Source organism: Planctopirus sp. SH287, assembly GCF_056500625.1.
The window spans coordinates 3686261-3711702 of sequence record NZ_CM151403.1 but is presented as its reverse complement, the minus strand read 5'-3'; the positions used below and the strand labels follow the sequence as shown (position 1 = coordinate 3711702).

Annotated in this window: 14 protein-coding genes; 8 read left to right on the top strand and 6 right to left on the bottom strand. The window is 54.2% G+C overall.

Translation table 11 applies throughout. The features are described 5' to 3' along the window. Positions 1–132: 132 nt before the first annotated feature. Positions 133–999 (top strand): DNA alkylation repair protein, encoded by an 867-nt coding sequence (locus SH287x_RS13735; RefSeq protein ID WP_479514888.1) that lies wholly within the window; start codon positions 133–135, stop codon positions 997–999. A 32-nt stretch (positions 1000–1031) separates the two neighbouring features. On the opposite strand, the gene SH287x_RS13730 is transcribed toward SH287x_RS13735, so the two are convergent. Next, entirely contained in the window at positions 1032–3848 is a 2817-nt protein-coding gene (locus SH287x_RS13730) for a TPR end-of-group domain-containing protein (protein WP_479514887.1), read from the bottom strand. Positions 3849–4429: 581 nt separating this feature from the next. Between SH287x_RS13730 and SH287x_RS13725 the strand changes: the two genes are divergently transcribed. From SH287x_RS13725 to SH287x_RS13710, 4 genes are all read left to right on the top strand, one after another. Continuing rightward, positions 4430–4921, top strand: a complete 492-nt coding sequence (locus SH287x_RS13725) for an ecotin (RefSeq protein WP_479514886.1) — start codon at positions 4430–4432, stop codon at positions 4919–4921. A 329-nt stretch (positions 4922–5250) separates the two neighbouring features. Continuing rightward, positions 5251–6537, top strand: coding sequence for an efflux RND transporter periplasmic adaptor subunit (locus tag SH287x_RS13720; protein ID WP_479514885.1), 1287 nt, complete (start codon positions 5251–5253; stop codon positions 6535–6537). A 505-nt stretch (positions 6538–7042) separates the two neighbouring features. After that, positions 7043–7927 (top strand): alpha/beta fold hydrolase, encoded by an 885-nt coding sequence (locus SH287x_RS13715; RefSeq protein ID WP_479514884.1) that lies wholly within the window; start codon positions 7043–7045, stop codon positions 7925–7927. A 167-nt stretch (positions 7928–8094) separates the two neighbouring features. Next, positions 8095–9684, top strand: coding sequence for an aspartate aminotransferase family protein (locus SH287x_RS13710; protein ID WP_479514883.1), 1590 nt, complete (start codon positions 8095–8097; stop codon positions 9682–9684). Positions 9685–9700: 16 nt separating this feature from the next. Here the strand turns inward: SH287x_RS13710 and SH287x_RS13705 are convergent, their stop codons facing one another. After that, complete coding sequence (locus SH287x_RS13705; protein ID WP_479514882.1) at positions 9701–10105, bottom strand: Rieske (2Fe-2S) protein; 405 nt, start codon at positions 10103–10105, stop codon at positions 9701–9703. Positions 10106–10325: 220 nt separating this feature from the next. On the opposite strand from SH287x_RS13705, the gene SH287x_RS13700 reads away from it, so the two are divergent. After that, entirely contained in the window at positions 10326–11120 is a 795-nt protein-coding gene (locus tag SH287x_RS13700; RefSeq protein ID WP_479514881.1) for an HpcH/HpaI aldolase family protein, read from the top strand. 14 nt (positions 11121–11134) lie between these two features. Here the strand turns inward: SH287x_RS13700 and uvrA are convergent, their stop codons facing one another. After that, positions 11135–18553, bottom strand: coding sequence for an excinuclease ABC subunit UvrA (gene uvrA, locus SH287x_RS13695; protein WP_479514880.1), 7419 nt, complete (start codon positions 18551–18553; stop codon positions 11135–11137). Between the two features lie 402 nt (positions 18554–18955). On the opposite strand from uvrA, the gene SH287x_RS13690 reads away from it, so the two are divergent. After that, positions 18956–20260, top strand: a complete 1305-nt coding sequence (locus SH287x_RS13690) for an HlyD family secretion protein (RefSeq protein ID WP_479514878.1) — start codon at positions 18956–18958, stop codon at positions 20258–20260. A gap of 97 nt (positions 20261–20357) precedes the next feature. Here the strand turns inward: SH287x_RS13690 and SH287x_RS13685 are convergent, their stop codons facing one another. Further along, entirely contained in the window at positions 20358–22118 is a 1761-nt protein-coding gene (locus SH287x_RS13685; protein ID WP_479514876.1) for a 30S ribosomal protein S1, read from the bottom strand. Positions 22119–22553: 435 nt separating this feature from the next. Between SH287x_RS13685 and SH287x_RS13680 the strand changes: the two genes are divergently transcribed. Next, positions 22554–23471 (top strand): DNA-methyltransferase, encoded by a 918-nt coding sequence (locus SH287x_RS13680; protein ID WP_479514875.1) that lies wholly within the window; start codon positions 22554–22556, stop codon positions 23469–23471. Positions 23472–23701: 230 nt separating this feature from the next. Here SH287x_RS13680 and cysK read toward each other — a convergent pair whose 3' ends face one another. Beyond that, complete coding sequence (gene cysK / locus SH287x_RS13675) at positions 23702–24640, bottom strand: cysteine synthase A (RefSeq protein WP_479514874.1); 939 nt, start codon at positions 24638–24640, stop codon at positions 23702–23704. 111 nt (positions 24641–24751) lie between these two features. After that, on the bottom strand, positions 24752–25216 hold the full coding sequence (locus SH287x_RS13670) for an RrF2 family transcriptional regulator (protein WP_479514873.1): 465 nt from the start codon (positions 25214–25216) through the stop codon (positions 24752–24754). Positions 25217–25442: the final 226 nt, after the last annotated feature.

Here is a 25442-nt window from a genome sequence, read left to right as displayed (position 1 = left end):
CGTGTGGAATACCTCATTCATGAGCAGGCGCGGTATAACCCTGAGCTGATTTCCCAGGCTGGAAAGTTTGAAACATCAAGTCATCCGAGAAATTCACCAGAAGCCGTCTGTCGATAATCGAAATTGGTTACCATGCCTCGAAAAAAAGCGGTTCTTAAAAGCACCAACTCTCGAACTGTCACTGATAAATACTCCGAAAAGCCTGCCCGGCGCTGCTCGGAAGTGACCCCGGAGACTTTATTGGCTCTCGAGACCGGTCAGCTTGCCACGCGAAATCTCGTCGAATTTCTGGCCATGGATCTCCATCGGCTGTTTGAAAATCTCCTCATCGATCAGAAAATCCAGCAGACGGATTCGCTGATCAACGAGGCGGAAACCTTGCGGGCGCTGGGCGTCATGCAGCGCGTCCGAGGGCTGGGAGATTTGCTTTATCGTCATCTCGCTCCTCAAAATCAGGCCGGAATGATGGCCTCTCAGTTAGCCGGGCACCCTTCTGACATCGCCCGAATCTGGTGCATTTCGCTAACTCAGGGGCCTGAAACCATGACGTTATCGAAACGGCTGACCGCGATTCGACCTTTTGCCACCGATGCTCACTTCGGGGTTCGAGAATGTGCCTGGATGGCGGTTCGTCCGGCCTTAATTCAGCAATTGGATAAGGCCGTTACGCAGTTGAAGTCTTGGGTCGTTTCGACAGACTCCAATATCCGACGGTTCGCTATTGAAGCCATGCGGCCGTGCGGTGTCTGGTGTGCCCACGCCCCACGATTGAAAATAGAACCAGAATTGGCATTGCCACTGTTGGAGCCACTGAAAAGCGAGCCAGCTCGTTATGTGCAGCTCTCCGTGGCGAACTGGCTGAATGACAGCAGTAAATCCCAGCCAGATTTCGTGGAAAATCTTTGCGATCGCTGGATGAGGGAATCGCCAACGACTCAGACGAAATGGATCGTCAACCATGCCCTGAGGACGCTTCGCAAGCAAGGCAAAACAAGTTAACCTTTCTGCTTTATGAAGGAAGCCGCAGGGGGCTATTTGCCTTCGCTACTGCTGGTCTTCCGTGACAATAAGGCTTCAAATTCGGGGTCTTCGCGAAGGGCTTTCAGGTCATGGTCTTTCCTGGCCCAATCGGCATCGTCAAAGCCTTTATCGAAGCTGGCTTTCAAATCCTGCAAGGCTCGATCCCGATAACTCTTGATCACCTGCTCATCCATCATTTTATTGCGGGCTGTCTCCAGTGCCCGGCTGTAGACACATGCTGCATTGTAGAGGAATTGATCATCCTGCTGATGTTTGTCGCGAATGTCTTCCAGGGTTTTAACCCCCTTATTGAGTTCACCCGTGGAGACCAGACAAATCGCATAGCCCGTCACGGCCAGTGCGTTTGATGAGTCCATGGAGATCGAACGCTCAAAATCCTTGAGCGCTTCAGGGATCCGGTTCTCCTGCAATCTCAGGTTGCCGCGGCCCGCCCATGCCTCGGGAAGGAACTCGTCAATCTCGATGGCAATTTCATAGCAGTCCATGGCTGCTTTCTTCTGCTTCTGCTGCAAATGAGATTGTGCCTGGTAAATGAACTGATAACCGGGAGACCGCTGTCGCATTGATAGCAATGCCATGGTCGCGAAATTCCTCTGTTTCTCGTCTTTGGATTCATCCCGTAACTGGATCAGCAATTCGCGGGCAGCCGGTGTACCGACTTGGCCGATCATTTGCATGATCTGTTGCTGCATGTTGACATTGGTTTGTTTACGGACACCCTTTTCCAGAATCTGCAGCAGATCGGTGGGGGATTCCTGCATCAGTCCCTGCAGGGCGCTGGTCGCTTGTGACCAGTCGTCTGACTCAATCGATTTCATCGCCAGAGGCAAAAATTCGGGGGCTCGCATCTCCCGGAGTGCTGCGATTAATTGATTGCGTTCATGTGGCTTTAATGTGTCATACTTTTCAGCCAGCGTTTTCCCCAAGCTCGCATCGCCGATCGCTCCAATGAGCATCAGTGTGCTGGATTTGTCGGTATTGGCATCTAGTCGCGAGATCAGCTTGGGGAGGACACGCGGGTCGCGTACCTGTCGGATATACTGGGTCAAAGTATTGTCCATTTCTCCACGGTCGAGTGCAGCCAACGCATACTCAATCGCCAATTCCCGGCTAGCGCGGTCATGATTATTAGCGAGGACATCGAACGCCAGCTTCCGGTTGGATGTGTCGTCTCCTCGAACAGCCTCTTGCAGCAGTTTCTTGGTAACGGGATGTCCCAGTGCGACAAGGGCACTCAGGACATCGGATCGCAATTTGCCCTTCTCATCGTGAGTATTCTCAGCAAGTGGCCCTGCCCAGGCGGCCTTAGGGGTCTTTGCCATAACGGTAATGATCGGGGCTTTCCGTTCCATGCTGACTTGTCGCAAGAGCTTCAGCAGGAGTTCCTGATTGACGGCATAACGTGAACCACCCAGCGCGTCAGCGGCGTTGGAAATCTGCTCAATCGGCCCCTCAACGATGATCTTTTCAAGATGGGATCGAGCCTCACTTTCACTGAATTCTCCCAGTGCAAGGATGGCGGCTCTTGCCAGGGCAGGGTCGTCGCTTTGCACCAGAGCAATCACTCGAGGTAATTCTTCGGAAGGAAGCCGCGAGGCACCATGCAGCAGTGCCGCAGGCCGGGCTGTGGGATGTCCCGATTCCACTTCTTTGAGAATTTCAGTCTCGGGGAGTAGACGATAGGCATCTGACAATGCTGCCGATACGGCGTCGGTCACCGTCAAATGAACCACCGGCGATTTGCTTTGATTTTTGCTGTCCCGGAACATGGGCAGGTTGGCCAGTTGTAATTCCTGGATCGAAGCAGAAATTTCCGGAAGGAAATTCATCTGCGGACGATTCCCCGGCGGTTGCTGTGCAGACGTCAAGAGCCAGCTATGCAAGCTGGAATCCAGTTGCTTGACGGTCTCATCCCAGCCAATCACAACCCGCTCGACCTTTTTGAGAGCCAACTCATCCAGCGTACGACACAGATCCTGAGCATTAATGGTGTTCAGTTTTCCGGAGATATTGATCAACCCCAACGATTTTCGCGGGCCGATCAATTCTGTTCGGTGCTGCAACACGGCCCGCATCTGCTGGGTCACATTGACTGTGATGACACCTGATGACGTCTTCAAATCAATCGTGCACTCGGGAACGTTGTTATCCATCTCCAGTTTGCCAAACAGGAACCAGGCAGAACTGGCAGAAGCTGCTGGAATCGTCCATTCGGTAAACGGCTCAGCGGCTTTCAGAGGATAGGAAGTCCCTTCGTATTGAAACTGCATGGAGGCCAATCGCTTGGGCAACTCGACAAATTCGCGATCTTTGCCACCAAGATGAGCCAACACGTCCTCGCGGCGGATCGTGATGGGTTCTGATGTTCCGTTAATCAATGTCAGCTTGAAAACGTAATAGCGCTGCTGGGTGTTTCCATCGTTCCACCAGCCGTAATGCGCCACCTCCACCAGAGGGATCACCTGGTTTTTGAAATCGTCGATGGAAGGAACCGCGCGGGGGGCATCAAAGGATGAAGGACGATCCCAAGCCTGTCGTTTCGCCCATTCTTCCAGCTGCTTTTCGAGTGCTTCCGCAGAATTCGTTGTGGAAGGCTTGTTGTTCGACCCAGGTTGCGTGGATGAAGAACTGCCGCCCGAATTGTTGATGGTCGTTTTCTGGGTGATCCCGTTAACCACAATTCGGGATTGAGCCTGAACCACACGCTTTGCACCGGGATTGGCTCGCGGTTTTTTCGGGAGGTCACCAGATGCCCGAGCGACGCTGTTGACCCCCCATGCGAATCCAACTCCGCACAGGAGAATCATCAGTAGGCCGAAAGCCTGGCGGTGTGCGATTGTATTTGGAAGGCCAGAGTTGGCCGTTGATCTGCGGAAAGTTCTTTGCCACATTGCACAGTTACTCGTCTTCAACAGGCCTGTGAGAATTTCATGGGACAGTGGGAATTCAACGGGCCAGCGGGAAAATGATTCACGAGAAAGAGAGCATTATCGCCAGATCATGTTCAGTACCATCAACAGCGACAATCCGCAGATCATCGCGCGCCCAGAATCAAGTTACCACCCGTTTTGTGGGATTTCCTGCCCTGTTTCTCCTGATCTGTGCGCGAGCTTTCCTTTCGCCAATCAGTTTTATGCGAGAAAGAGCGATGCGGGCGGGGGATTTGTCAGGAATTTCGTATCGCGATGCCCTATTTCAGGGAATCATAATGCTCACTTGTGATAAAAGTGCGGCAGAACACGGGCCTTCAACACCCCTTGGTTTGCTTCCACCAATGACTGGCGTTTCTTACTCGAACTCTGTTACTCGAACTCTTTGCCACCGGTGCAATCTGAACTATTGGCAGACATCGACCAAACCCCTCTGAATTTCCCTCTGGAGAGTCGCCGTGAAAGTCAGCCTGCTCTTTTCATTTTCGATGGCCGCATGGTTGAGCTTGTCGATGATTGGCTGGGCCACTGAAGCGGAAGACAATCTCAAAGCTTTTCCGCCAGCAGCGAAAGGAACGACCCGTCACGTGCTGTTTGTCCCGGCTCAGGCCGATGAATCGCTGTTGAAAGTCGAATTGCTGATTGGCAAGACCGTTAAAACAGATGCCCACAACCGTTTCTTTTTTGGCGGGCAGATTCAGTCACAGAACATCGATGGCTGGGGCTTTACCAAATATGTGGTTCCTCAACTGGGGCCGATGGCCGGAACGTTAATCGGAGTGGATCCCAACGAACCGCAAGTCGAACGATTTATTACTTTGGGCGGTGACCCTTTTCTTGTTCGCTATAATAGTCGGTTACCGCTGGTGGTTTATGTTCCTGAGGGAACCGAAGTTCGGCATCGCATCTGGAAAACTGAAGCCGAGGCGGTGGCAATTCCTGTTAAGTAAATCCGACACTGACAATGATCCCGAATGCCGGGTCTTATCAGTCGGGTTTGATGGATTCTCCGCGACCTTGCTCAGGAGAACAGATTTTCATACGGCGGGACTCGCCGAGTCCTGCCCGGCGTGCAAGAATCAGGAACGTACCCTCCTTTCGTATGGCTTTCTGAGATCTTTAGTAAGATGGCCTTGTGAATACATGGCTATGAAAACAGAGTGTTCTGAAAACTATCGTGTTTTATGAACATCGTGTTTTGCGAACAGAGTGCTGAAAGCCGCCTGGGGGCATGACCCACAAGTAAGAGTTGTCGGCGAACAATTGACTGGGGATTTTGATGAACGTCGCGACGAAGTCCGTATGCTTGCTGATGGCTGGTGGTGTGCTGATCAGCCTGATGACAACGGGCTGCACCAAGTCGAATGCTTACCGGGAGTCCCCTCCCCCTGAAGTCACTGTTTCCAGGCCGCTCATACATCCGGTGACACAGTATTGGGAGTTTACTGGCTCAACATCCTCTGTTGATACGGTACAGCTCAAGGCCCGTGTGACGGGATATCTGCAGTCGGTTCACTTCAAAGATGGGGCGACCATTAAAGCGGGAGATCTGCTGTTCACCATTGAACAGGATCCGTTCCGGATTGCTCTGGATGCGGCTCAAGCCAACCTGCGTAAGGCCGAAGCGGCCTATGCTCTTTCAGTGGCTGACCTGGCTCGGGTCGAAACCTTGATCAAGAAAAACGTTTCGACCGAAGCTGATCTCGATGCGAAAATCGCCGAACGCGATAGCAACAAGGCTCTGATCGAAGCGGAGAAAGCGGCTGTCGATCGGGCACAACTGGATTTGCGTTACACGGAAATTCGCTCACCGATTAATGGCCGGGTGGGCCGCCGCATGGTCGATGTCGGAAATCTCGTGCTGGCTCAGGAAACACTGCTGACAACGGTTGAAGCTTATGATCCCGTTTATGCTTACTTCAATGTGAGTGAGCGTGATTTGCTGGAATTCCGAGCCGAGCGAGCCAGGAAATCCGAAGAGCCTGACCACTCTGAACCCATCGCGCTGCAAATGGGACTGCTGAACGAAAAAGGCTACCCGCATGCGGGCTTTTCGGATTACTCCGACCCTGGCGTGGAAGCCAGCACGGGAACTTATCTTGTTCGCGGAACATTCCCCAATTCCAACGGTTCGATTCTTCCTGGCTTGTTTGTGCGGATCCGGACAGCTCATAAGGAGTTCCCCAAGGCACTCCTTGTCCCGGATGTCGCGTTAGGCTCGGATCAGGAAGGGAAGTATCTGCTTGTGGTCGGGCCTGAAAATATTGTGGAACGAAAGTCTGTTGTCACGGGAACAAAAGTGGGTGAACTCCGTGTGATCGAATCCGGAATCACCGCCGATGATCGGGTGATCATCACGGGGTTGCAGCGTGCCCAACCAGGCAATCCTGTTCAACCCAAGGACGTGGAAATCGCACCGCCACCCGCAGAATTGACAGGTTCGCCAGTTCCTCAGGCACCGGCCTCTGCTGCGCCTGGTGAGAAGACCTCACTAGCTCGTCCACAGCCGGTTTCTTCTGCAGCAGAGACTGATCAAGGAAGTGGAGAAACTGGCAAAGGAAGCTGATATCGCAGGAACTCAGAATTCAGTCCGAAAACCCTTCTCCCTGAGGGAGAAGGTGGCCGCAGGCCGGATGAGGGGGCGAGCGTTGCCAGTGGTAACACTTGTGATTCATCGACCCTCACCCCGGCCCTCTCCCGCTTGCGGGAGAGGGAGTGTTCTCGGACAGGAACTCAGAGTCAGTCCGAAAGCTCCACAATCCTTCTCCCAGAGGGAGAAGGTGCCCGTAGGCCGGATTTCACGGCAGAGATTTGTCATCCCTGTTTCGACAGAAAACATCGCTATCGATTAAAGTCGTGGGTGCTTGCTCAGCTCGGAAAGAGTATTCTTTTGGTGGGATTTCAGTGACCAGAGCCAGCTTGCTCAAAGCCATGACATGGCCTCTGTCTGGATGGTTTGGTGACGCTGACAAATATTGAAACTTTTTTAAGCAGAGGACGGTTCGTTTGTTGAATCGGGAAACAATTCCTGATTCGGCTTCGCAACATTTCCGACCTGCCGAAAGATTGAAGTGACAGGAACATTTGCGGATAGCCAGTTTGCCGTCATTGGTGGAAACCGCTTCCACTATCTCGATGCAGGAAGTGGTTCACCGGTCGTCATGCTGCATGGCAATCCCAACTGGTGCTATTATTATCGCAATCTGGTGGAGTCATTGCGATCGACGCATCGTTGTCTGGTTCCCGATCATATTGGCTGCGGCCTTTCAGATAAGCCTGTCGATCGTGCGTATCCTTATCGTCTGGAACGTCGCATTGCAGACATCACTGAATGGATGGACGGATTGGGATTAACCGAACCGGTCACTCTGGTCGTTCATGATTGGGGGGGAATGATCGGCTGTGGCTGGGCCGTTAAGCATCCCGAACGTGTTTCCCGACTGGTGATTCTTAACACGGGGGCGTTTCCACTTCCGGCAGAAAAACCGGTTCCCTGGCAACTCCGGGTCGCCCGCACGCCAGGGTTAGGAGCGCTGGCTGTTCGTGGGATGGGTGCCTTCAGTGAGGGAGCTGTTCGCAGTTGCGTGACCCGTCGGCCCATGCCGGCAGATGTGGCCCGAATGTACTGCGCTCCTTATGACAGCTGGGATCATCGACGGGCCGTCCATCGTTTTGTGCAGGATATTCCCTTGAATCGACGCCATCCCTCGTGGAAAACGGTGGTGGATGTGGCCCAGCAACTTCCGGTTCTGGAAGGGAAACCCATGCTGATCGGCTGGGGTGCCAAAGATTTTGTCTTTGACGACCATTTCCTGGCCGAATGGCGACGACGGTTTCCATTGGCAAAAGTCTATTACTATGCCGATTGCGGCCACTATGTTCTTGAAGATGCACAAGAAGAGTTGGTACCACTGATCAGCCAGTTTATCAGAGAGCCATCAGGCAAAATGGTCTAATGTGTTTTCCCTCTTAACAGTCGCGTTCTTGCGGCGTAAAAACCCATACTTTTCAGGACAAATGACGGACATACGCCGCCACACTGACCCAAATACGGGTCTAGTCCAGACGGGCTGGCCACCTTGAGTTGCCTCTTCTTGTTCACTCCCCAGGGAAATTGGCCACGATGACTTCAGAGAAGCCTCCCTCTGTCAGTGCGTGTTCTGTCACTGCGTCTTCTGCCACGACATCATCATCAATGATGCCTCCGGTTCGGTCGTCATCCGGTGAGAATAAAACGGTCGTGTCGCATTTTCAGGGATCGCGCGAACCCTGGTTTAAGCCTCTGGCGAATTTCACCGATGAGCCTGATTCCAACCGGATTCGCCGGGCCACCGAGGCCATCGAACCACCCGCATTGAGAACCTACACACCGACACAAGCCGTCTTTGCCAAGTCTGCGGGCGTCTTTCACTGGACACCTGAAGGGAAGCAGCTCTATGACTTTTCGTCTGGAGTTCTCGTTTCTAATCTGGGGCATGGCCCGTCGCGCTGGATGAAGCGATTGGCCGCCTATTGCGGCTGGCAACCCGAGATGCTTTTCAGTGCGGCAGGTGCCTCATGGAATGATGAAGCCGAGCAGTTTGTCACGACCACCACGCTGACGGCTTACAACGGCATTACGCCCATCGAAACGATGGCTTGCGAGCGGCTCCTGACCAGCCTGCGGCGCGCGCCGGGTGGTCAGCGTCTGGAGTCAATCGTCTGGGCAGCTTCGGGTTCGGAAGCCATACAAAAAGCCCTCTGGTGCTGCCTGAAGCGATCCCCTGAGCGGCAGATGATCATTGCGACTCGTTACGGATATCACGGAAAAAAAGGACTTTCCTGCGCCGTCACAGGCAGCGAGACTGATCCCGAACGCGATAGTCGCGTCTGCTTTCTCAGCTTTCCGATGGAAGAAATTCGGGATCATTCACTCTGCCATCAACCGCTCTATTTGTCGAAGTATCGTCAGGAGTTGGAAGCTCTCTGGGCCGAACATGGAACACGATTGGGTTGCCTGATCACCGAACCTTATCTGGGAGGTGGTGGAAGCTATCACCCCCCGAAAGAATACCATCAACTGCTCCAGTCGTTCTGTCGTGAGCACGACATCCTGCTGATCTTCGATGAAGTCCAGGCCAATTTCGGACGGACAGGTTCGCTGTATGCGTTTGAAACCTATGGGATAGAACCAGACTTCGTGGTGTTGGGAAAAGGGTTGGGGAACGGCGTGCCTGTGGCGGCTATCGCCGGGCCGTATGAAGTGATCCAGAAAATGGCTTATGGCGAACTCAGTGATACCTGGAGTGCCAATCCCCTCTCATGCGCTGCGGTTGTTGCGACGCTGGACGAGTATGAATCACGGGATCTCGTCGGCCATGTCCGTCGCATGGAACCTCTCATGTTCGCTGGTCTGGATCGGCTCAAAGAGACGGGGTTGATCTCTTATGTTCGTGGCGAAGGGATGGTCTACGGCATCGAATGCGCGCCATTTGCCGGTCACTCCGCCCCCGAGGTGGCCGCCGCCATTGTTCGCGGTTGTTATGAAGGTCTGCCTTCAACCAACAACACCCAGGACGGGGGGCAAATCGGGATTCACCTGCTGGGGCCACTTGCCAAGTGCGTGCTGAGAATCAGCCCGCCACTGATCATCACTGAAGCCCAGATTCATGAGTCGATGGAATTAATGTTCCAGTTACTCCTCCGGGTTCGCAACCAGTTGTCAGCCTCCTGAAGCTTTTCAGGTGTGATTATTGAATCGGGGACGCCGGGGTGACGGCCACTTCAATCTGATCTCCTGTCACGCGAAGCGGGAAGCATTCCAGTCGGATTTTGGATTTGGGATTGTCGAGCCAGCAGCCATCGCTCAGGCGAAATTTCCAGGCATGCCAGGGACAAAACACGCCCCCTTCTTCATCGACATAACCATCTGCAAGCGGTGCCCCCATATGGGGGCAAAAATCGCTGGTGGCGTAGTAATCATCACCCCGGCGAAAAATGGCAATCTGCCTCTCCGCCACGATAAACGACCGGCCTGTCCCGTCGGGAATGGTTCCCACTTTTGTCACCGGAAGATAGACCAGCACCGGGGGGGCTGGAGCGGACGCTGATTCTGACGCTGATTCTTCAGAGTCCTGTGGGCTGTTTTCGGACATTCCGGTTCCATTGTTTGCGAACACAGTGTTTCTCTCGATGATAGCCGAGCAGGCGGGTTTGATCACCTGCCGCTTTGTTGTATGTTGCTATGGAAATGTATGGATAAGATTTCCATTGGCAATTCCCCGTCTTCCGGCCTGGGGCCACCTTCTCTCTGCGGGGAGAAGGATTTGATGGTTTTTAGATAGACATCTCAGGTTTCAAAGAAAGTCGTGATCTATGTGGAGTAATCCCGTCAAGCGTGCCCTTGCGGCTGGCCAACCTCAGATTGGAACCTGGCTCTCGCTGGGAAATGTCTTTGCCGCCCGGTTGATGGCCCGCAGTGGCTTTCACTGGCTGACGGTGGATCTGGAGCATTCCCCCATTGGTTGGGACAGCGCGGGCCAACTTTTTGGTGCGATCGCCGATGCGGGTGCGGTCTGTCTGGCTCGCGTTCCCCGGGGTGATCACGACTATATCAAACGTGTTCTGGACGCCGGTGCCCATGGGATTGTTGTCCCGATGATCAATACCGTGGAAGAAGCGAAGATTGCCATCGCCGCTGCCAAGTATCCCCCTGCCGGGAATCGCTCAGTCGGCGGGTCAATGCACGCTCTTAACTTCGGCACCAGTGCCGGGGAGTATTACAAACATGCCAATGATGAGATTCTGGTCGTCCTTCAGACGGAATCACCCGAGGGTGTTGATAACGCCGATGAGATTTATTCTTTGCCGGGCGTGGATGCGATTTTCGTCGGACCTAATGATCTGGCGGCACAGATGCGTGCTCCTGAGGGAACGGAGGCAACACCGGCTGAGTTTGAGGCGATGCTGGCACGCATTCTTGCTGCAGGAAAACGACATGGTGTTCCCGTGGGCATCCATACGCAATCAGTGGAACAGGCTCTTCAGCGTGTCGAACAGGGCTGGCAGTTCCTGGCCGTTGGCAGCGAACTCAAGTTCATGGTGACCGTCGCGCAGGAAGTCGTCGCAGGAATGGGCATGCAAACCGCCGGCGACCTCGCCCGATATTAGACCCGCTTCCGGGTCTATAACCCGGCAATTTTCTTGAGCAGCTTTAACAGTGCTGGCGATTTCATTTGATCGACGGTTGTGAAAGAGAGATTGACGATTTGTGATCGGTCGTCGTCCGTTCCTATGGAAAGGCTTTCCCCTAAATCGCGGATTTCCTCCATGGTGATGGTGGCTATTCCTGCTGATGGGCCGGGGCTGAAGAGTTCAAGATCAAGGCTCTCTGTCAGCTTGGTAAAGATGTTGGCCAGTTCGCGTGGCTTCGCGCCCGCTTTGGCCTTGGCCGGAAAAAGCCGATACTTGACCAGCGTTTTCGTTGTCCAGTCAATCTCTGTGTCAGGAAAAGTGGACTCCATCAATTCAAACAGCGCTTCTGCGACGGCAGGTTCCCAGGAGATTTTTCCCACAGGAAAGCCCTTGCGCAGCAAATGCCACTTGCGTCCCAGTTTTTTCCAGGGCATCAGATCTTCAGGCTTGGTCGCCAGTTCCTTTTCACCCAGTCCCTTTTCACCCAGTGCCAGATAACTTTCCACAGCCGCCTTAAAGAAGCTCTCAAAGGCCGGCGAGGAGGCATCCTCCACCTTCGCGAGCGAGATCATCACTTCCTGTAATCCGCCCGCAATCTGGCGCACCCGCACACGCTCTGCCCGGTTGTAGATCGGCAGTTCATCCAGATCATCAATATCGAGAAGCCCCAACGACTCACTCAACTCGTCCTGATCGAACGTTCCTTTGGCAACTCGGAACTTCACCTGCAACAGCCATTCATCCCCGGTCAATGCATGGACGAACCAGCTGGGAATCCCTTTGGCCTTGGCTTCGATCACACTGCGGTCGTTCCAGGCAACGGAGAGGCGTGGCTCTGCTTCCAGAGGGTCAAAAATCTTTTCCAGTAACGCCACCGGCCATCGGGATGGTCGCCCCGAATTCGCCAGATGATCCACCAGATGCCACTTCTGGCCATCGATTTCCCATGGCATTTTCGAGTTCTTGCCGAGCGCCTTGAGATCAAGATCATCGCGACGGCGAGCGAGAGCTGCTTTGGCGTCAAAGATCTCTCTCGCTCCCTTGCGGCTGGCTTCCAGCACCGGCGCCAGGCACTCGGCGGTGAGTGACTTGAGCGTCACGCCGGCAATGGTGGCGACAGCCGGTTGATCGGACGGCGTTTCCCCCCGGGCCATTCGAGCCATGTCTTCCGGCGTACCGGTGGCCACGATATAGCCGCCTTCGCTACCGGCTGCCGGGCCAAGATCAACAATCCAGTCGCAGGTCTTGATGACATCCAGATTGTGTTCGATGACCACCACCGTGTTCCCGGAATCCACGAGGCTTTGCAGAATCTTGAGCAGTTTGCGGATATCGTCGAAGTGCAGGCCTGTCGTTGGTTCATCCAGGAGATAGAGCGTGCTGCCAGTGCTGGGCCGCGCGAGTTCCGCCGCCAGCTTGACGCGCTGAGCCTCACCGCCGGAAAGGGTGGGCGCCGGCTGGCCCAATGTTAAATAACCCAGGCCAATCGCATCGAGCACAGTCAACGGGCCGCGAATTTTCGGGAAGCTCTCGAAGAGTTTGACGGCTTCAGAGATCGGCATTTCCAGTACGTCGGCGATGTTCTTTCCGTGAAATTTGACAGCCAGTGTCTCCGGGTTATAGCGGCGGCCCTGGCAGGTATCGCACTCGACCCACAAGTCGGGAAGGAAGTGCATCTCAATCAGCTTTTGTCCGTTCCCTTCGCACACTTCGCAGCGACCGCCAGCCCGATTGAAGCTGAAGCGAACCGGCCGGTACCCGCGCACTTTAGATTCCGGCAAGTGGGCAAACAACTCGCGAATATGCTCGAACACTCCCGTGTACGTTGCCGGATTGGAAGACGGTGTGCTTCCCAGGGGCTGTTGATCAACGACGATCAGCTTGCTGAGAAAATCCAGTCCCAGCAATTCGTCATAAGGACCCGGCTGCTCGCTCGCGCGGTGCAATTTGCGGGCAATGGCACGGGCCAGCGTATCTGTCACCAGCGAACTTTTGCCACTGCCAGAAACACCAGTGATTGCGGTCAACGTACCGAGTGGAATGCGAAGGTCAACATTCCGCAAATTGTTCTGCCTTGCCCCCAGCAGTTCCAGCCAGTGGCGGAGCTTCGCTGGTGCTGGTGCTGGAACAGTTTCGACTTTACTGGAAGCTTTTCGTTTGGGTTGACCGGTGCTCCTGGAGGCGCTCTTTCCAGAAGCTTTGGATTCATCGGAGTTCGTAAATCGCGAAGCGACTCGACGTTCTGTCGGAACGATAATGTCTTCCTTCATTGACAGGAATTTCCCTGTCAATGAGGCATCATTCTCTTCCATTTCATGGGGAGTCCCTTGAGCTGTGACCAGACCACCCAGTCGACCTGAACCCGGCCCAAAGTCGTAGAGCCGATCAGCCGCGGCGAGGACTTCGCGATCGTGCTCCACCAGCACGACGGTGTTTCCCAGATCGCGCAGCTTTTTCAGCGCGCGGAGCAACCGGCCGTTGTCGCTGGGATGCAATCCAATCGTGGGTTCATCGAGCACGTACAGCACACCCGTCAGCGCCCGACCCAACTGACCTGCCAGGCGAATTCGCTGGCTTTCCCCCCCGGAAAGTGTCGGCAATGTTCGGCTGAGCGTCAGGTAGTGCAGCCCGACATCGACAAGAAAATCAAGACGCCCGGTGCCTTCGTCCAGCAGGTCTCCCGCAATTTTTTTCTGCGAGGCATTTAACGTCAGGCTTCGCAGGAACTCCTGGGCTTTATTCAGTGGCAGTTCGCAAAGCTGCAGGAGCGATTTTCCCTGCAATCGGACAGCCGAAGCATCTTCCCGTAACCGGCTGCCACTGCACGAACTACAAGGAACTTCACCAATGAGATCGAAGAGTATCTGCCGGTAGGAATACGACACCCGCGAGGCTTCCTCCAGCGAAGGATACAGCCCCTTATACTGGAAGCGGTACTTCACCGACCCGGCTCCGGGCGTGCTTTTTCCTCTGGATTTCGCTTTGGTTGTTCCGGCTACTGCATGAGAAACGGTAAACCATTGCTCGTCAGCACCATAGAGAACAAGTCGCTGCTCAGCGGGTTCCAGTTGATTAAACGGAGTGTCCAGCGGCAAGCCAGCTTCTCGACTGAGCGCTTCCAGTAATTCCAGCATCTGGGGAGATTGCCGGGGATCGGGCCAGGCAGAGATCGCCCCTTCGCGCAGCGTGCGCGTGGGATCGCCAATCAAGGCCACCAGATTTGTCCCTTGCTGTGTCCCCAGTCCTTCGCAGCTTTCGCACCAACCCAGCGGGCTGTTGAATGAAAAGTTGTGGGGGGCCAGTGTTTCAAAGCTGCGGCTGCAATTGCTGCATGCGCGGAAGAGGCTGTAAGGTTGAACCTTCCACGCCGTTTCCGATTTGTCGTCATCGACTGTCGCGACTCGAATGACTCCCTTCCCCTGATCGAAGGCGGCTTCCACGGAATCAGCCAGACGACGACGCCCCGTCGGCGCAATCGTGACGCGATCGACGACAATCTCGACGACATGCTTGCGCCGCCGATCGATTTCGGGAACTTCATCCAGGCGGTACGTTGTGCCATCCACACGTACGCGATTGAAGCCTTGCTCGCGCAGCCGCTCCCAGACTTTGGCGTATTGCTGCCCGACCGTCACTTCCTGCGGTGCCAGCACCAGCACACGTGAACCTTCCGGCAAAGCCATCAGGCTGTCGATCACGTCGTCGGTTGTCTGCGATTTCACCGGGATGCGACAATCAGGGCAGTATTGCGTTCCTAACCGGGCATAAAGCACGCGGAGATAATCGTAGATTTCGGTTGTAGTGCCGACCGTCGAACGGGGCGTATGGCCAACCGTTTTCTGCTCAATCGCAATTGAAGGCTGCAATCCGTGGATATGCTCCACCTTCGGCTTGGGCATCTGTCCCAGAAATTGCCGGGCATAGGACGAGAGCGATTCGACATACCGCCGCTGTCCTTCGGCATAGAGTGTGTCCATGGCCAGAGAGGTCTTGCCTGAGCCACTTGGCCCACAGAAGACACTCATCTGATCGCGGGGAATATCCAGGCTGATTTTCTGTAAGTTGTGCTGAGCAGCACCACGAATAACGATGCTGGTCTGAGCGGTATTGCCCTGCTGGTTTAATGCAGGGGCCGATTGCCAGCGGCTGGAATTGGCTTTTGATGCGCCGTTCGTTGCCGGCGCCGGGAGTGAACGAGCCACGCTCTTCGGAGTGGCAGAAACATTCTGATGACCTTTCTTCGATCCCTTCTTGCCCTTACCTCCACTGGCGGTTGAGGCTGGCTGCATCCCCACCACAGAGTCACCCGTCACATGACGGCCGCTGGCTTCCAGTGCCCGTGCGAGGAACCGTCCCGTGTACGATTCCGAGCAACGGGCGATCTCTTCCGGTGTTCCCTGAGCCAGGATGCGTCCGCCCCCTTTGCCCCCTTCCGGCCCCAGATCAATCACCCAGTCGGCGGTCTTGATGACATCCAAATTGTGTTCAACCACAATGACCGTATTGCCGGCATCGACGAAGCCATGCAGCACCCGGAGCAGGTGCGCAATATCCACAAAGTGCAGGCCAGTGGTCGGTTCATCAAGGATGTAGAGCGTCTTCCCTGTGCTGCGCTTTCCTAATTCTTTAGCAAGCTTGATTCGCTGGGCTTCCCCCCCGGAGAGCGTGGGCGAGGGTTGTCCCAGCTTGATGTAATCCAGCCCCACATCATGCAGCGTTTGCAGCAGATTCTTGATCTTGGGCAGGTTCTCGAAATGCTCAAGGGCCGTCTGAACGTCCATGTCGAGCACTTCGGCAATGCTCTTGCCCTTGAAGCGGACTTCCAGCGTTTCCTTATTAAACCGGCGTCCCTGACAGACAGGACATGTCACCCAGATATCGGCCAGGAAATCCATTTCCAGCTTATTTGAGCCGTGCCCTTCGCAGGCTTCACAGCGTCCGCCCTCCACATTAAAGCTGAAACGCCCCGGCTTGAATCCTCGTGTCTTCGATTCAGGCAATTGTGTGTAGAGATCACGGATCAGATCAAACAGTTTGACGTACGTTGCCGGGTTGGATCGTGGCGTGCGGCCAATGGGTGACTGATCAATATCAATCGCTTTATCGACTAGCCCCAGGTTCGCGAAGGACTGATGGGCGCCGGGAGTCCCTTCCCCCATGTTGATTTCACGATTGAGCAGCGGCCAGAGGATGTCGTTGATGAGGGAACTCTTCCCCGACCCTGACACTCCTGTGATGCAGATGAATTTCCCCAGTGGAAACTCGGCATCCACATTTTTGAGGTTATGGTGCGTACAACCTTTGATCGAGATTGATTGGCCAAGACCTTCTCGCCGGTTTTCGCGAATTTCGATCTGTTTTCGCCCGGAAAGATAGGCCCCTGTTTCGCTCTCCATATTGGCCAGCAGGTCATCCAGCGAACCTTCAGAAACCACGCGTCCACCGCGTACACCGGGGCCTGGCCCGAAGTCGATGATATGGTCGGCGGCTTTCATCGTCTCGTCATCATGCTCGACGACAATCACGGTGTTCCCCTGATCGCGCAGGTCTTCGAGGCTACCCAGCAGCATCTCATTGTCGCGCGGGTGGAGGCCGATTGATGGTTCGTCGAGAATGTAAACCACTCCCACCAATCCACAGCCAATCTGTCCCGCAAGACGAATTCGCTGACTTTCGCCACCGCTCAGCGTCGGGGCTGTCCGGTCGAGTGCGAGGTAATCCAGACCACAGCGCAGGAGGAATCCCAGACGCCCGCGAATTTCTTTGAGAACCTCATCGGCAATCATCATCGATGTCGGGCTGAGAATGAGATCATCGAAGAAGTCATACGCTTCACTCACGCTCAAAGAGCAGACTTGCGGCAACGAATAGGCCGTCCGTCCTTCGCTTGCCGCTTTGGGAACTGCTATGGCAGTGGGAACCGCTACGGCTTTCGCTTTGGCTCCCTTCTTGCGAGAAGGCTTTACAGGTTCTGGCAACTCGTCGATGACCGGGATAAACGACTTGCTGGTGATGAAGTAGTTGCTGGCCTGCCCGTTGAGGCGGGAGCCGTGGCAGGTGGTGCAGCCAATGACTTCCATGTACTTTTCAAGCTGTTTTCGCCGCATCGGATTCTTGGCTTTGCGGTACTCTTCCAGCAGTTCACTGACGTATCCGGTGTACTTCCCGCCATGCTTCCACACGCCCCCCGAGTGTTTGAAACTGAAGGTGATCTGCTGCTCTCCCAGACCATTGAGAAACAGATCCCGTGCCTCGTCGGGAAGTTCGTTCCAGTTGGTTTTGACAAAGGTCTCGGGCTTCATCCCGACCTTTTTCTCGATGGCATTCACGACACCATCGATGAGATGTCTTCGCCAGCGGCCCAGTTTTGAAAGCTTGCCGATCAGGGCCAGAGCACCTTTTTGAATCGACACTGTTTCATCAGGGATCAGCCGCTCGAGCAGGAAATCGTGCCGCATTCCCAGGCCGTTGCAATCGGGACACATTCCTTGCGGACTGTTAAAGCTGAACAACTGAGGAGAGGGAGGATCGTAACTGATGCCGCAATGAGTGCAGGCATAGGCTGTGGCAAAGAATTGTTCGTTAGGAGCGGCATCGTCAGGAACGTCGCCCTCGTCCTGATCCTCTTTCAAAGCGGCCGACTTCAAGGCTTCTGACAAGATTTCTTCGGGGGCTTCCTGAAGAACGATCAACTGTCCATTGGCCAGTTTGAGAGCGTTTTCAACCGCTTCGGCCACTCGCTGGCGTGTCGATTTTCCTGCTACCAGCCGATCGATGACGACATCAATCGTATGCTTCATCTGCTTATCCAATTGCAGATCGTCGCTGAGAGAAATGAATTTCCCATCGACGCGTGCTCGCAGATATCCCTGCTTCAGCAGATCAATAAAGAGGTCTTTGAACTCACCTTTCTGCCGCTGGATCAGAGGAGCGAGGATCTGATACTTCACACCGGCAGGAAGCAGCAGCACCTGCTCAACGATGTTTTCCGGGGCCTGCGATGTGATCGGGCGTTGGCACTTATAACATTTCGCCTCACCCACGCGGGCATAAAGCACACGGAGATAATCGTAGATTTCCGTGATCGTGCCGACCGTGCTGCGAGGGTTCCGACCGGCTGTTTTCTGTTGAATCGAAATCGACGGAGCCAGCCCCGTAATCGAATCCACATCCGGCTTGGGCATTGAACCCAGAAACTGCCGGGCATATGTCGAAAGGGACTCGATATATCGCCGCTGGCCTTCCGCATAGAGCGTGTCGAACGCCAGTGAGCTTTTCCCTGAACCGCTGACGCCTGTCATCACAATCAACTGGTTCTTGGGCAGCGTCAAACTGACATCGCGGAGGTTATGCTCCCGCGCGCCGCGAATCACAATTTCTGATCGGGAAGTCTTATCTGAAGCGGTCATAAATGGCTCTAAGAGAAATACCTGTGCATTCGCTGGTAGCCGGTGTGGCTCACTAAAATTCATCGTGGCCACGAGTCTGGACTTTGTCGGATGCAGATCTCAACAAAGTGTAGCGCTGTTGCTCGCGATTTTCTCCGCTGCATTCAGAAAACCAAGACTTCATCAATCAGAGAGTCCCATCAACAAACCCAAGGCATTCCATTCGTTCTCCGTTTCGCCACTCCCTTTCCCTCGCAGCACGGGCTATAACAGATAATGAGGAGTGGTAAGCCGTTTCTCTGATCCATTCCGTCGTGTTTTGATTAAGACGGCTTCCACAAAATCGAGAGGTGCGGCTCTCTTGATCTTGTGGGAACAGATTTGAAGTGCTTCCCTTCTCTTGCCTCCGCAGGTTCTTTCAGCATGGAATCGATCTCTTCCCCTGTCAGTGCAGCTTCTGGCCGACAAGCCGCCCCCGCAGGCACCACAGCAGCCATGGCGGAACGCGTGCAAGGACTGCGGCTACCACCCCCGCCTCCGCGGTCAGGAATCAATGCTTCCACATCCATTGCCTGGCTGATCACCACGTTATCTATTTCAGGGTTTGTGTTCATTTTTTTATATTCATTTGTCTATCAGATCGGCGGGGCACCAGCTGCGTCTCCTGCCTTAACTACAGCAGATCAGAACAACGATTCGGCAACATCAGGCACCTCTGCTTCGATGACGACTTCAAGCGACAAGAATGAGACAAATAAGCCGGCTCTGGTGGCTGGGACTGTTGATCCCAACACAATGGTCTTGGCTGCCCAAGGCTATATTATTCCCGAGCAGCAGATTCTGGTCAGTCCTCAGGTGAGTGGCCGGATCATTGAGCTGAACATCAAGGAAGGGACACGCGTCGAGAAGGGCTTTGTGCTCGCAAAGCTGGAACCGACAGAATATCGGGCCGACTATGAAGGGGCGGCTGCAAATGTGGGGGCGGCTGAAGCCCGACTCGCAGAACTTCGTGAAGGGAATCGACCAGAAGAAATTGCTCAGGCTCAGGCCGAATTGGGCGAGGCGCGAGCAACGCTTAAACAGCTTGAGCAGACTTTTCGCCGTAATGCAGAACTCTTTGGGCAGAAGATTCTCAATCGGCAGGAATTTGAAGATTCCGAGTCGCAATTGCTGGCACAGGCTCAACGAGCGCTGAGGCTGGAAGCTAATGTCAAATTGATGGAAGACGGCTTTCGTAAGGAGCGTAAACTGGAAGGCGAAGCCAACCTCCGGAGAGCCATTGCAGAACTGGAACGGGCAAAATGGCGGCTTGATAACTGCACGATTACAGCACCGATCTCTGGCACGATTCTTAAGAAAAATGCCGAAGAGGGAAACATCGTCAACCCCGTGGCTTTCAATGGCTCTTTTAGTCTGTGCGATCTGGCTGACCTGTCAAAGCTGGAAGTCGACCTGACCATTCAGGAGCGGGATATCTCTAAGGTCTTTGCTGGCCAGAAATGTAAAGTTCGTTCGGAAGCGTTTCCCGATCGCGTCTACGAGGGTGTCGTTTCCCGACTGATGCCGATCGCTGACCGCGCTAAAGGGGCCATCCCCGTTCGCGTGGTCATTCAGGTTCCTGCTGACGAAGAGGGTGTTTTTCTGAAGCCGGAAATGAGCGCCCAAGTCACTTTTTATGCGGGAAAAGCAGAGCCGGAAGTCTCTTCAGACGCGACGCTTTCCCGCTGAGAGACAAACACGCGAGCGATTTGTCCAAGCAAACCGCTTGTCAAAGAAATCAGCCCGGTAGAGAGGATTCTCAACCGGGCTGATGTGTTCTCAAAATTTAGCGGAAAGCGCCGGGGTCACCAAACAGACCTGTGGCACCAGTATTCCCGGTAGTTCCCCCTCGCAACGGTTCTTTCCGTTTGCGTTCGTATTGCTGTCCCTTGCCGGGAGACAGATCTTCATCTTTGGGTGGAACAGGCATATCAGGCTTGGGCTTGAGAGCCTTGACGGAAAGGCTGATTCGCTGCCGTTCGGGCTGGATTTCCAGCACTTGAGCTTCGATCTGCTGACCTTCACGCAAGACATCCCCCACACGCTTCACTCGTTTGTAGTCGAGTTCGCTGATGTGGATCATCCCTTCAACGCCAGGTTCTAATTCGACAAACGCACCAAAATCTGTAATGCGGGTGACTTTGCCAGAAACATTCTTGCCGACCGCATAGGTCTCAGGTGCTGCGTTCCAGGGATTCTGGACAAGCTGCCTCATCCCCAAGCCAATCTTCTGCTTTTCGCGATCAAGCGAGAGCACGACAACATCGACTTTTTGCTGCTCAGCCACGCAGTCGCTGGGATGCTTGATGCGTGTCCAGCTCATTTCACCCACATGGAGGAAGCCGTCAACGCCACCCAGGTCAACGAACGCGCCGTAGTCCTTGATGGTTTTAATGGTTCCATTGAACTGTTGCCCCACTTCGACCTTTTCCCAGAAGCTGGCGGAAGCTTCCTTCCGCTCGGCAATCAAGATGGACTTGCGACTGACCACCAGATTTCGTTTGGCAGGATTCACTTCTGTCACTTCGACAGGGAACTTTTTGCCAACAAACGAATCCATCGACGACACGAAGCCCAGTTCGACCTGGCTGGCGGGAAGGAAGGCGCGGATCTGGCCGACAGCAACTTCCAGCCCCCCCTTATTCACGCCAGTGACATAAGCTTCGACAATCTGACCCTTCTGGAGTTCATCCCAGTTGCCACGAGCGCGGCGGGTCGACTTTGTCAGGTTGACGTGAATCAACCCTTGTTCGGCATCGTACTTTTCGACGATGACGAGATGTTCTTCACCCGCATGCGGCGGCTTGCCTTGAGGAAAGTTGCGGGTGGGCAGCATTCCCGGTACGCGGAATCCCAAGTCAACAAAGGTGTTTTCTGGCGAAACCGACTGCACCTTGGCCTTGAGCTTCATTCCGGGAACAAGCTGTTCCTCAGAAGTGATCTGGGCGGCAACCGTATGATGGTCACCCCCTCCGACAACTTCACTCGCCCCCTTGATCGTTGGGGTGTTGACGCTCATGGCGGCGGCCAGTTCCGCTTCCAGCGCAGGATCGAGATCCTCGGTTCGCGGGATTTCCACAGGAGCGGCGTTAGGAATGGTCGCCGCTTGCGGAACACCCACAGGCTGACCTTCAGCGGCATAGGTGGGAATGGCCAGCGCGTCAGTTCCCGCCACGGTGGGATTGAGTTCCACACGTCGTCGAGCAGGAGCTTCCGCTTCCGGGGTGCCTTCCGCTGCTGGGGAGTCTACCACAGCCGGAGAGTCTTCCGCTGCCGGGATCACTTCTGCTTCGCCAGCAGATTCAGACGCTGCAATTTCCGGAGGAGCATCAGGCATCCCCTCTTCAGTGGCAACTTCTGTGGCCAGCTCTGCAGGAGGCATTTCCGGGGGTGGCGTGAGATCACTCACAGGCTCACCGGCCGCAACGACTGCCTGAACTTCAGATTCGTTAAGTGCTGCCGGAGGACTGGCAGTTTCCGAAGGCTGGGCCGCCTCTCCCGAGACGACTTCATCCACGGGTTTGTTTTCACCATCGCCGCTCATCATGCGTTACCAATATCGATCAGTCTGAGTGGCAAACCGAAGCCAGTCGTGGTCGGCCACAATTCTTTGTGTTGGCTGGCAGCCAGAATGCTAGCGAAAAAAATTTGTCAATGCCACGAGCAAGTCCAGTCTCCAGAAAAAGTCGTTAAACTCTTTTCCCTGGCCAGCCTTCTGAAATGCCATGCAATTTGCCTGAAATCCCCTTTCATCGCAAATGTTTCCTTGCGGGCCTGGTTGAATTCTTCATTCAGGGCGGCAAGGATTGACTAGGCCAGAATGCTGAGTTTCTGCTTGTTTTTCTCGTTAGCTTTGTAACGAGGCGGCCATCTTCCCCGATCGTTTCTGGGGTCTGTCAGCAGAAACTCTAATCGAAATCGCTGTTGCCAAGTCTCCTTTTGAGACTGTTTTCTGTTCAATTCAAAAAATCAGGAAATTCCCTTGAGCGCGTTAAAATTGGGTGACTGTATTCAGGGAATGAGCCAGTTACCTGAAGGTTCGGTCGATCTGGTCTTTGCCGACCCGCCGTTCAACATCGGATATTCTTATGATGTCTACAGCGATACCAAACAGAGTCAGGACTATCTCTCCTGGTGCGAAGAGTGGATCAGCGGGATTCACCGGGTTCTTAAACCTGATGGCACTTTCTGGCTCGCGATTGGGGATGAATATGCTGCTGAACTGAAAGTGGCGGCACAGAAAATCGGATTTCGCACTCGTAGCTGGGTGGTGTGGTATTACACCTTTGGCGTGAACTGCAAAACCAAATTCACTCGCTCGCACGCCCATCTGTTTTACTTTGTGAAAGATCCGCTGAAATTCACCTTCCGTTCGGAAGAATTGGAAAACCGGATCCCATCGGCTCGTCAACTGGTTTACGCCGACAAACGTGCGAATCCCAAAGGGCGGCTTCCCGACGACACCTGGATTATCCCTCCGACGGTCGAGGACATGGCGCGGCAGACGAGCGCGACATGGGTTTTGAGGCCGCAAGATCTCGCTGACCGATTTACCGCTGGTGAAGACACCTGGTATTTCCCGCGAGTGGCTGGCACGTTTAAAGAACGTGAAGGATTTCATGGCTGCCAGATGCCCGAACAATTACTTGGGCGAATCATCCGGCTCTGCTCAAATCCGGGCGAGACCGTGCTTGATCCTTTCTCGGGAAGTGCCACCACGCTGGCTGCTGCCAAAAAGCTGGGCCGGGAATATTTCGGATTTGATGTCAGCGAGCAGTATGTGACACACGGCTTGAAACGACTTGACTCCATTCAAGTGGGAGACCCACTGGACGGTGCCGCAGAACCGACCATGAGCGCCCCCAGTACGGCGAAAGGAAAGGTTCTCAAGAAATCATAGACCAGAGTTTGCCTCTCCATATACCAACGATTTCTCCCACGAGGTCTTTAGAACCTTGTGGGCTGGCCTACAGGGGGAAACGACGCTCAACTTGTGTCACTCTGCGAACCGTTGTTCGCCGATAACTTGCCTCTTGTGCTTTTCTGCAGGCAGGTCACTCTCAGACGGGCAATCTGCGCTTCCCCGACGAATGCCTTTGTTCAGAAGCAGGACAAGAAAGACTCGATCAATCAGCGCAAGTCATCAAATAGAGGCGTGGAGAGATATCGCTCTCCAGTGCTGCACAAAATAGTGACAATTGTCTTTCCAGCGAATTCGGGACGAGCGGCCACCTTGGCTGCGGCGCAAACATTGGCCCCGCTGCTGATGCCTACGAATAAGCCTTCTTCACGTGCCAGTCGACGGGCCCACTCGAAGGCTTCATCATTGGTGACTGTCACAATGTCATTCACCAGTCGCGTGTCCAGATTCCTGGGAATGAAGCCTGCCCCGATCCCTTGAATTTTATGAACACCAGGAGAACCGCCACTCAGTACAGGCGAGTGCACCGGTTCTACGGCAATCGCCTGGAACTGAGGGTTGAACTTCCGGAGATAACGGGTCACGCCGGTAATTGTCCCCCCTGTCCCGACGCCGGCCACAATGGCATCAACCTTGTGTTGAGTATCTTCCCAGATCTCCGGGCCAGTTGTTGCCTCGTGAATCGCGGGATTAGCGGGATTCTCAAATTGCTGAGGCATCCACGCGCCAGGTTCTGACGCGACCATCTGATGGGCTTTGGTGATCGCCCCTTTCATTCCTTCCGCTGCGGGAGTCAGCACAAGATTAGCCCCCAATGCTTTAAGCAGTGTTCGTCGTTCAACAGACATGGACTCGGGCATGGTTAGCGACAGGCGGTAACCTCGGGCCGCGCACAGGAACGCCAGCGCAATTCCGGTATTTCCGCTGGTAGGCTCAATAATGTGCGTTTCGGGCGTCAGGAGGCCAGTTTTTTCAGCAGCATCAATCATGGCCTTTCCGATCCGGTCTTTAACACTCCCCAAGGGTTGAAAAAACTCACATTTCGCCAGCACGGTCGCATGACCTTCCGGAATCAGGCGACGAATTCGTACCAGAGGCGTGTTACCCACGGTGGTCGTGATGTCGGGAAATATCGTTCCGTAGGCCATGGCGCGATCACTTCTATTATGGATCATCAGAAGAACATTATTATGAGAACATCAAGGCAGGAGCGCAGACTAAAGTCTGATAACAGGCCAGGCAGCTATCCGTTAACAATGTTAGATGCCATCTCCACCGGCCAATTCCAAGGCAAAAACTTCCTGGTCATCAACAGGTTCCAGTTCTGTCAGTGCCGCCAGCGTCATGTTGTCGAGGTAACGAGTGGTAAAATTGCGAATTTCCAACAAGACCCGTCGGAATCGACAGATGCTCGCTTGTGAACAGGGGCGGTGCCGTGAAGTTGAGACGCATCCTACGGGAGCAATCACGCCATCAAAGAATCTGACCACTTGACCCATGGTGATTTGTTCAGGAGGTTGGGCCAGGTTGTAACCACCATTTCGGCCGGGAGAGCTGTCGATCCAGCCCTGTGATTTCAGATCCAGCACGATGTGTTCGAGGAATCGCTTGGGAGAATCGTTGAGCCGTGCCAACTCAGTAAGTGAAATAGGCCCCTCACCGCAACGGCTCGCCAGCGTGATCAGAATCCGAAGCGCGTAATCCGCTTTGCGTGAGAGCTTCACTCGTCTTCTCCCTCGGGTGGAAATATAATATCACCATTACTATCGTGTTTTATTTTTCCTGAAAAGAGAAAGAATAGTGTTTTATCAAAACGTATGTCATATCTTATTATGAAATATCATGTTACGTCTTTTTGTTTTTTTGTAAAACGCTTCACTCAAACTACCCATTCTTCCAGCGTCAAAAATCGCCCTTGTTTTTCGGCACTTCTCGACATAGAGTTCAAGT

Coding starts and splice junctions, on each gene's coding strand:
- SH287x_RS13735 (WP_479514888.1), top strand. CDS start 133: ATGCCTCGAAAAAAAGCGGTTCTTAAAAGCACCAACTCTCGAACTGTC.
- SH287x_RS13730 (WP_479514887.1), bottom strand. CDS start 3,848: ATGATTCTCCTGTGCGGAGTTGGATTCGCATGGGGGGTCAACAGCGTC.
- SH287x_RS13720 (WP_479514885.1), top strand. CDS start 5,251: ATGAACGTCGCGACGAAGTCCGTATGCTTGCTGATGGCTGGTGGTGTG.
- SH287x_RS13710 (WP_479514883.1), top strand. CDS start 8,095: ATGACTTCAGAGAAGCCTCCCTCTGTCAGTGCGTGTTCTGTCACTGCG.
- SH287x_RS13705 (WP_479514882.1), bottom strand. CDS start 10,105: ATGTCCGAAAACAGCCCACAGGACTCTGAAGAATCAGCGTCAGAATCA.
- SH287x_RS13700 (WP_479514881.1), top strand. CDS start 10,326: ATGTGGAGTAATCCCGTCAAGCGTGCCCTTGCGGCTGGCCAACCTCAG.
- uvrA (WP_479514880.1), bottom strand. CDS start 18,553: ATGACCGCTTCAGATAAGACTTCCCGATCAGAAATTGTGATTCGCGGC.
- SH287x_RS13690 (WP_479514878.1), top strand. CDS start 18,956: ATGGAATCGATCTCTTCCCCTGTCAGTGCAGCTTCTGGCCGACAAGCC.
- SH287x_RS13685 (WP_479514876.1), bottom strand. CDS start 22,118: ATGATGAGCGGCGATGGTGAAAACAAACCCGTGGATGAAGTCGTCTCG.
- cysK (WP_479514874.1), bottom strand. CDS start 24,640: ATGGCCTACGGAACGATATTTCCCGACATCACGACCACCGTGGGTAAC.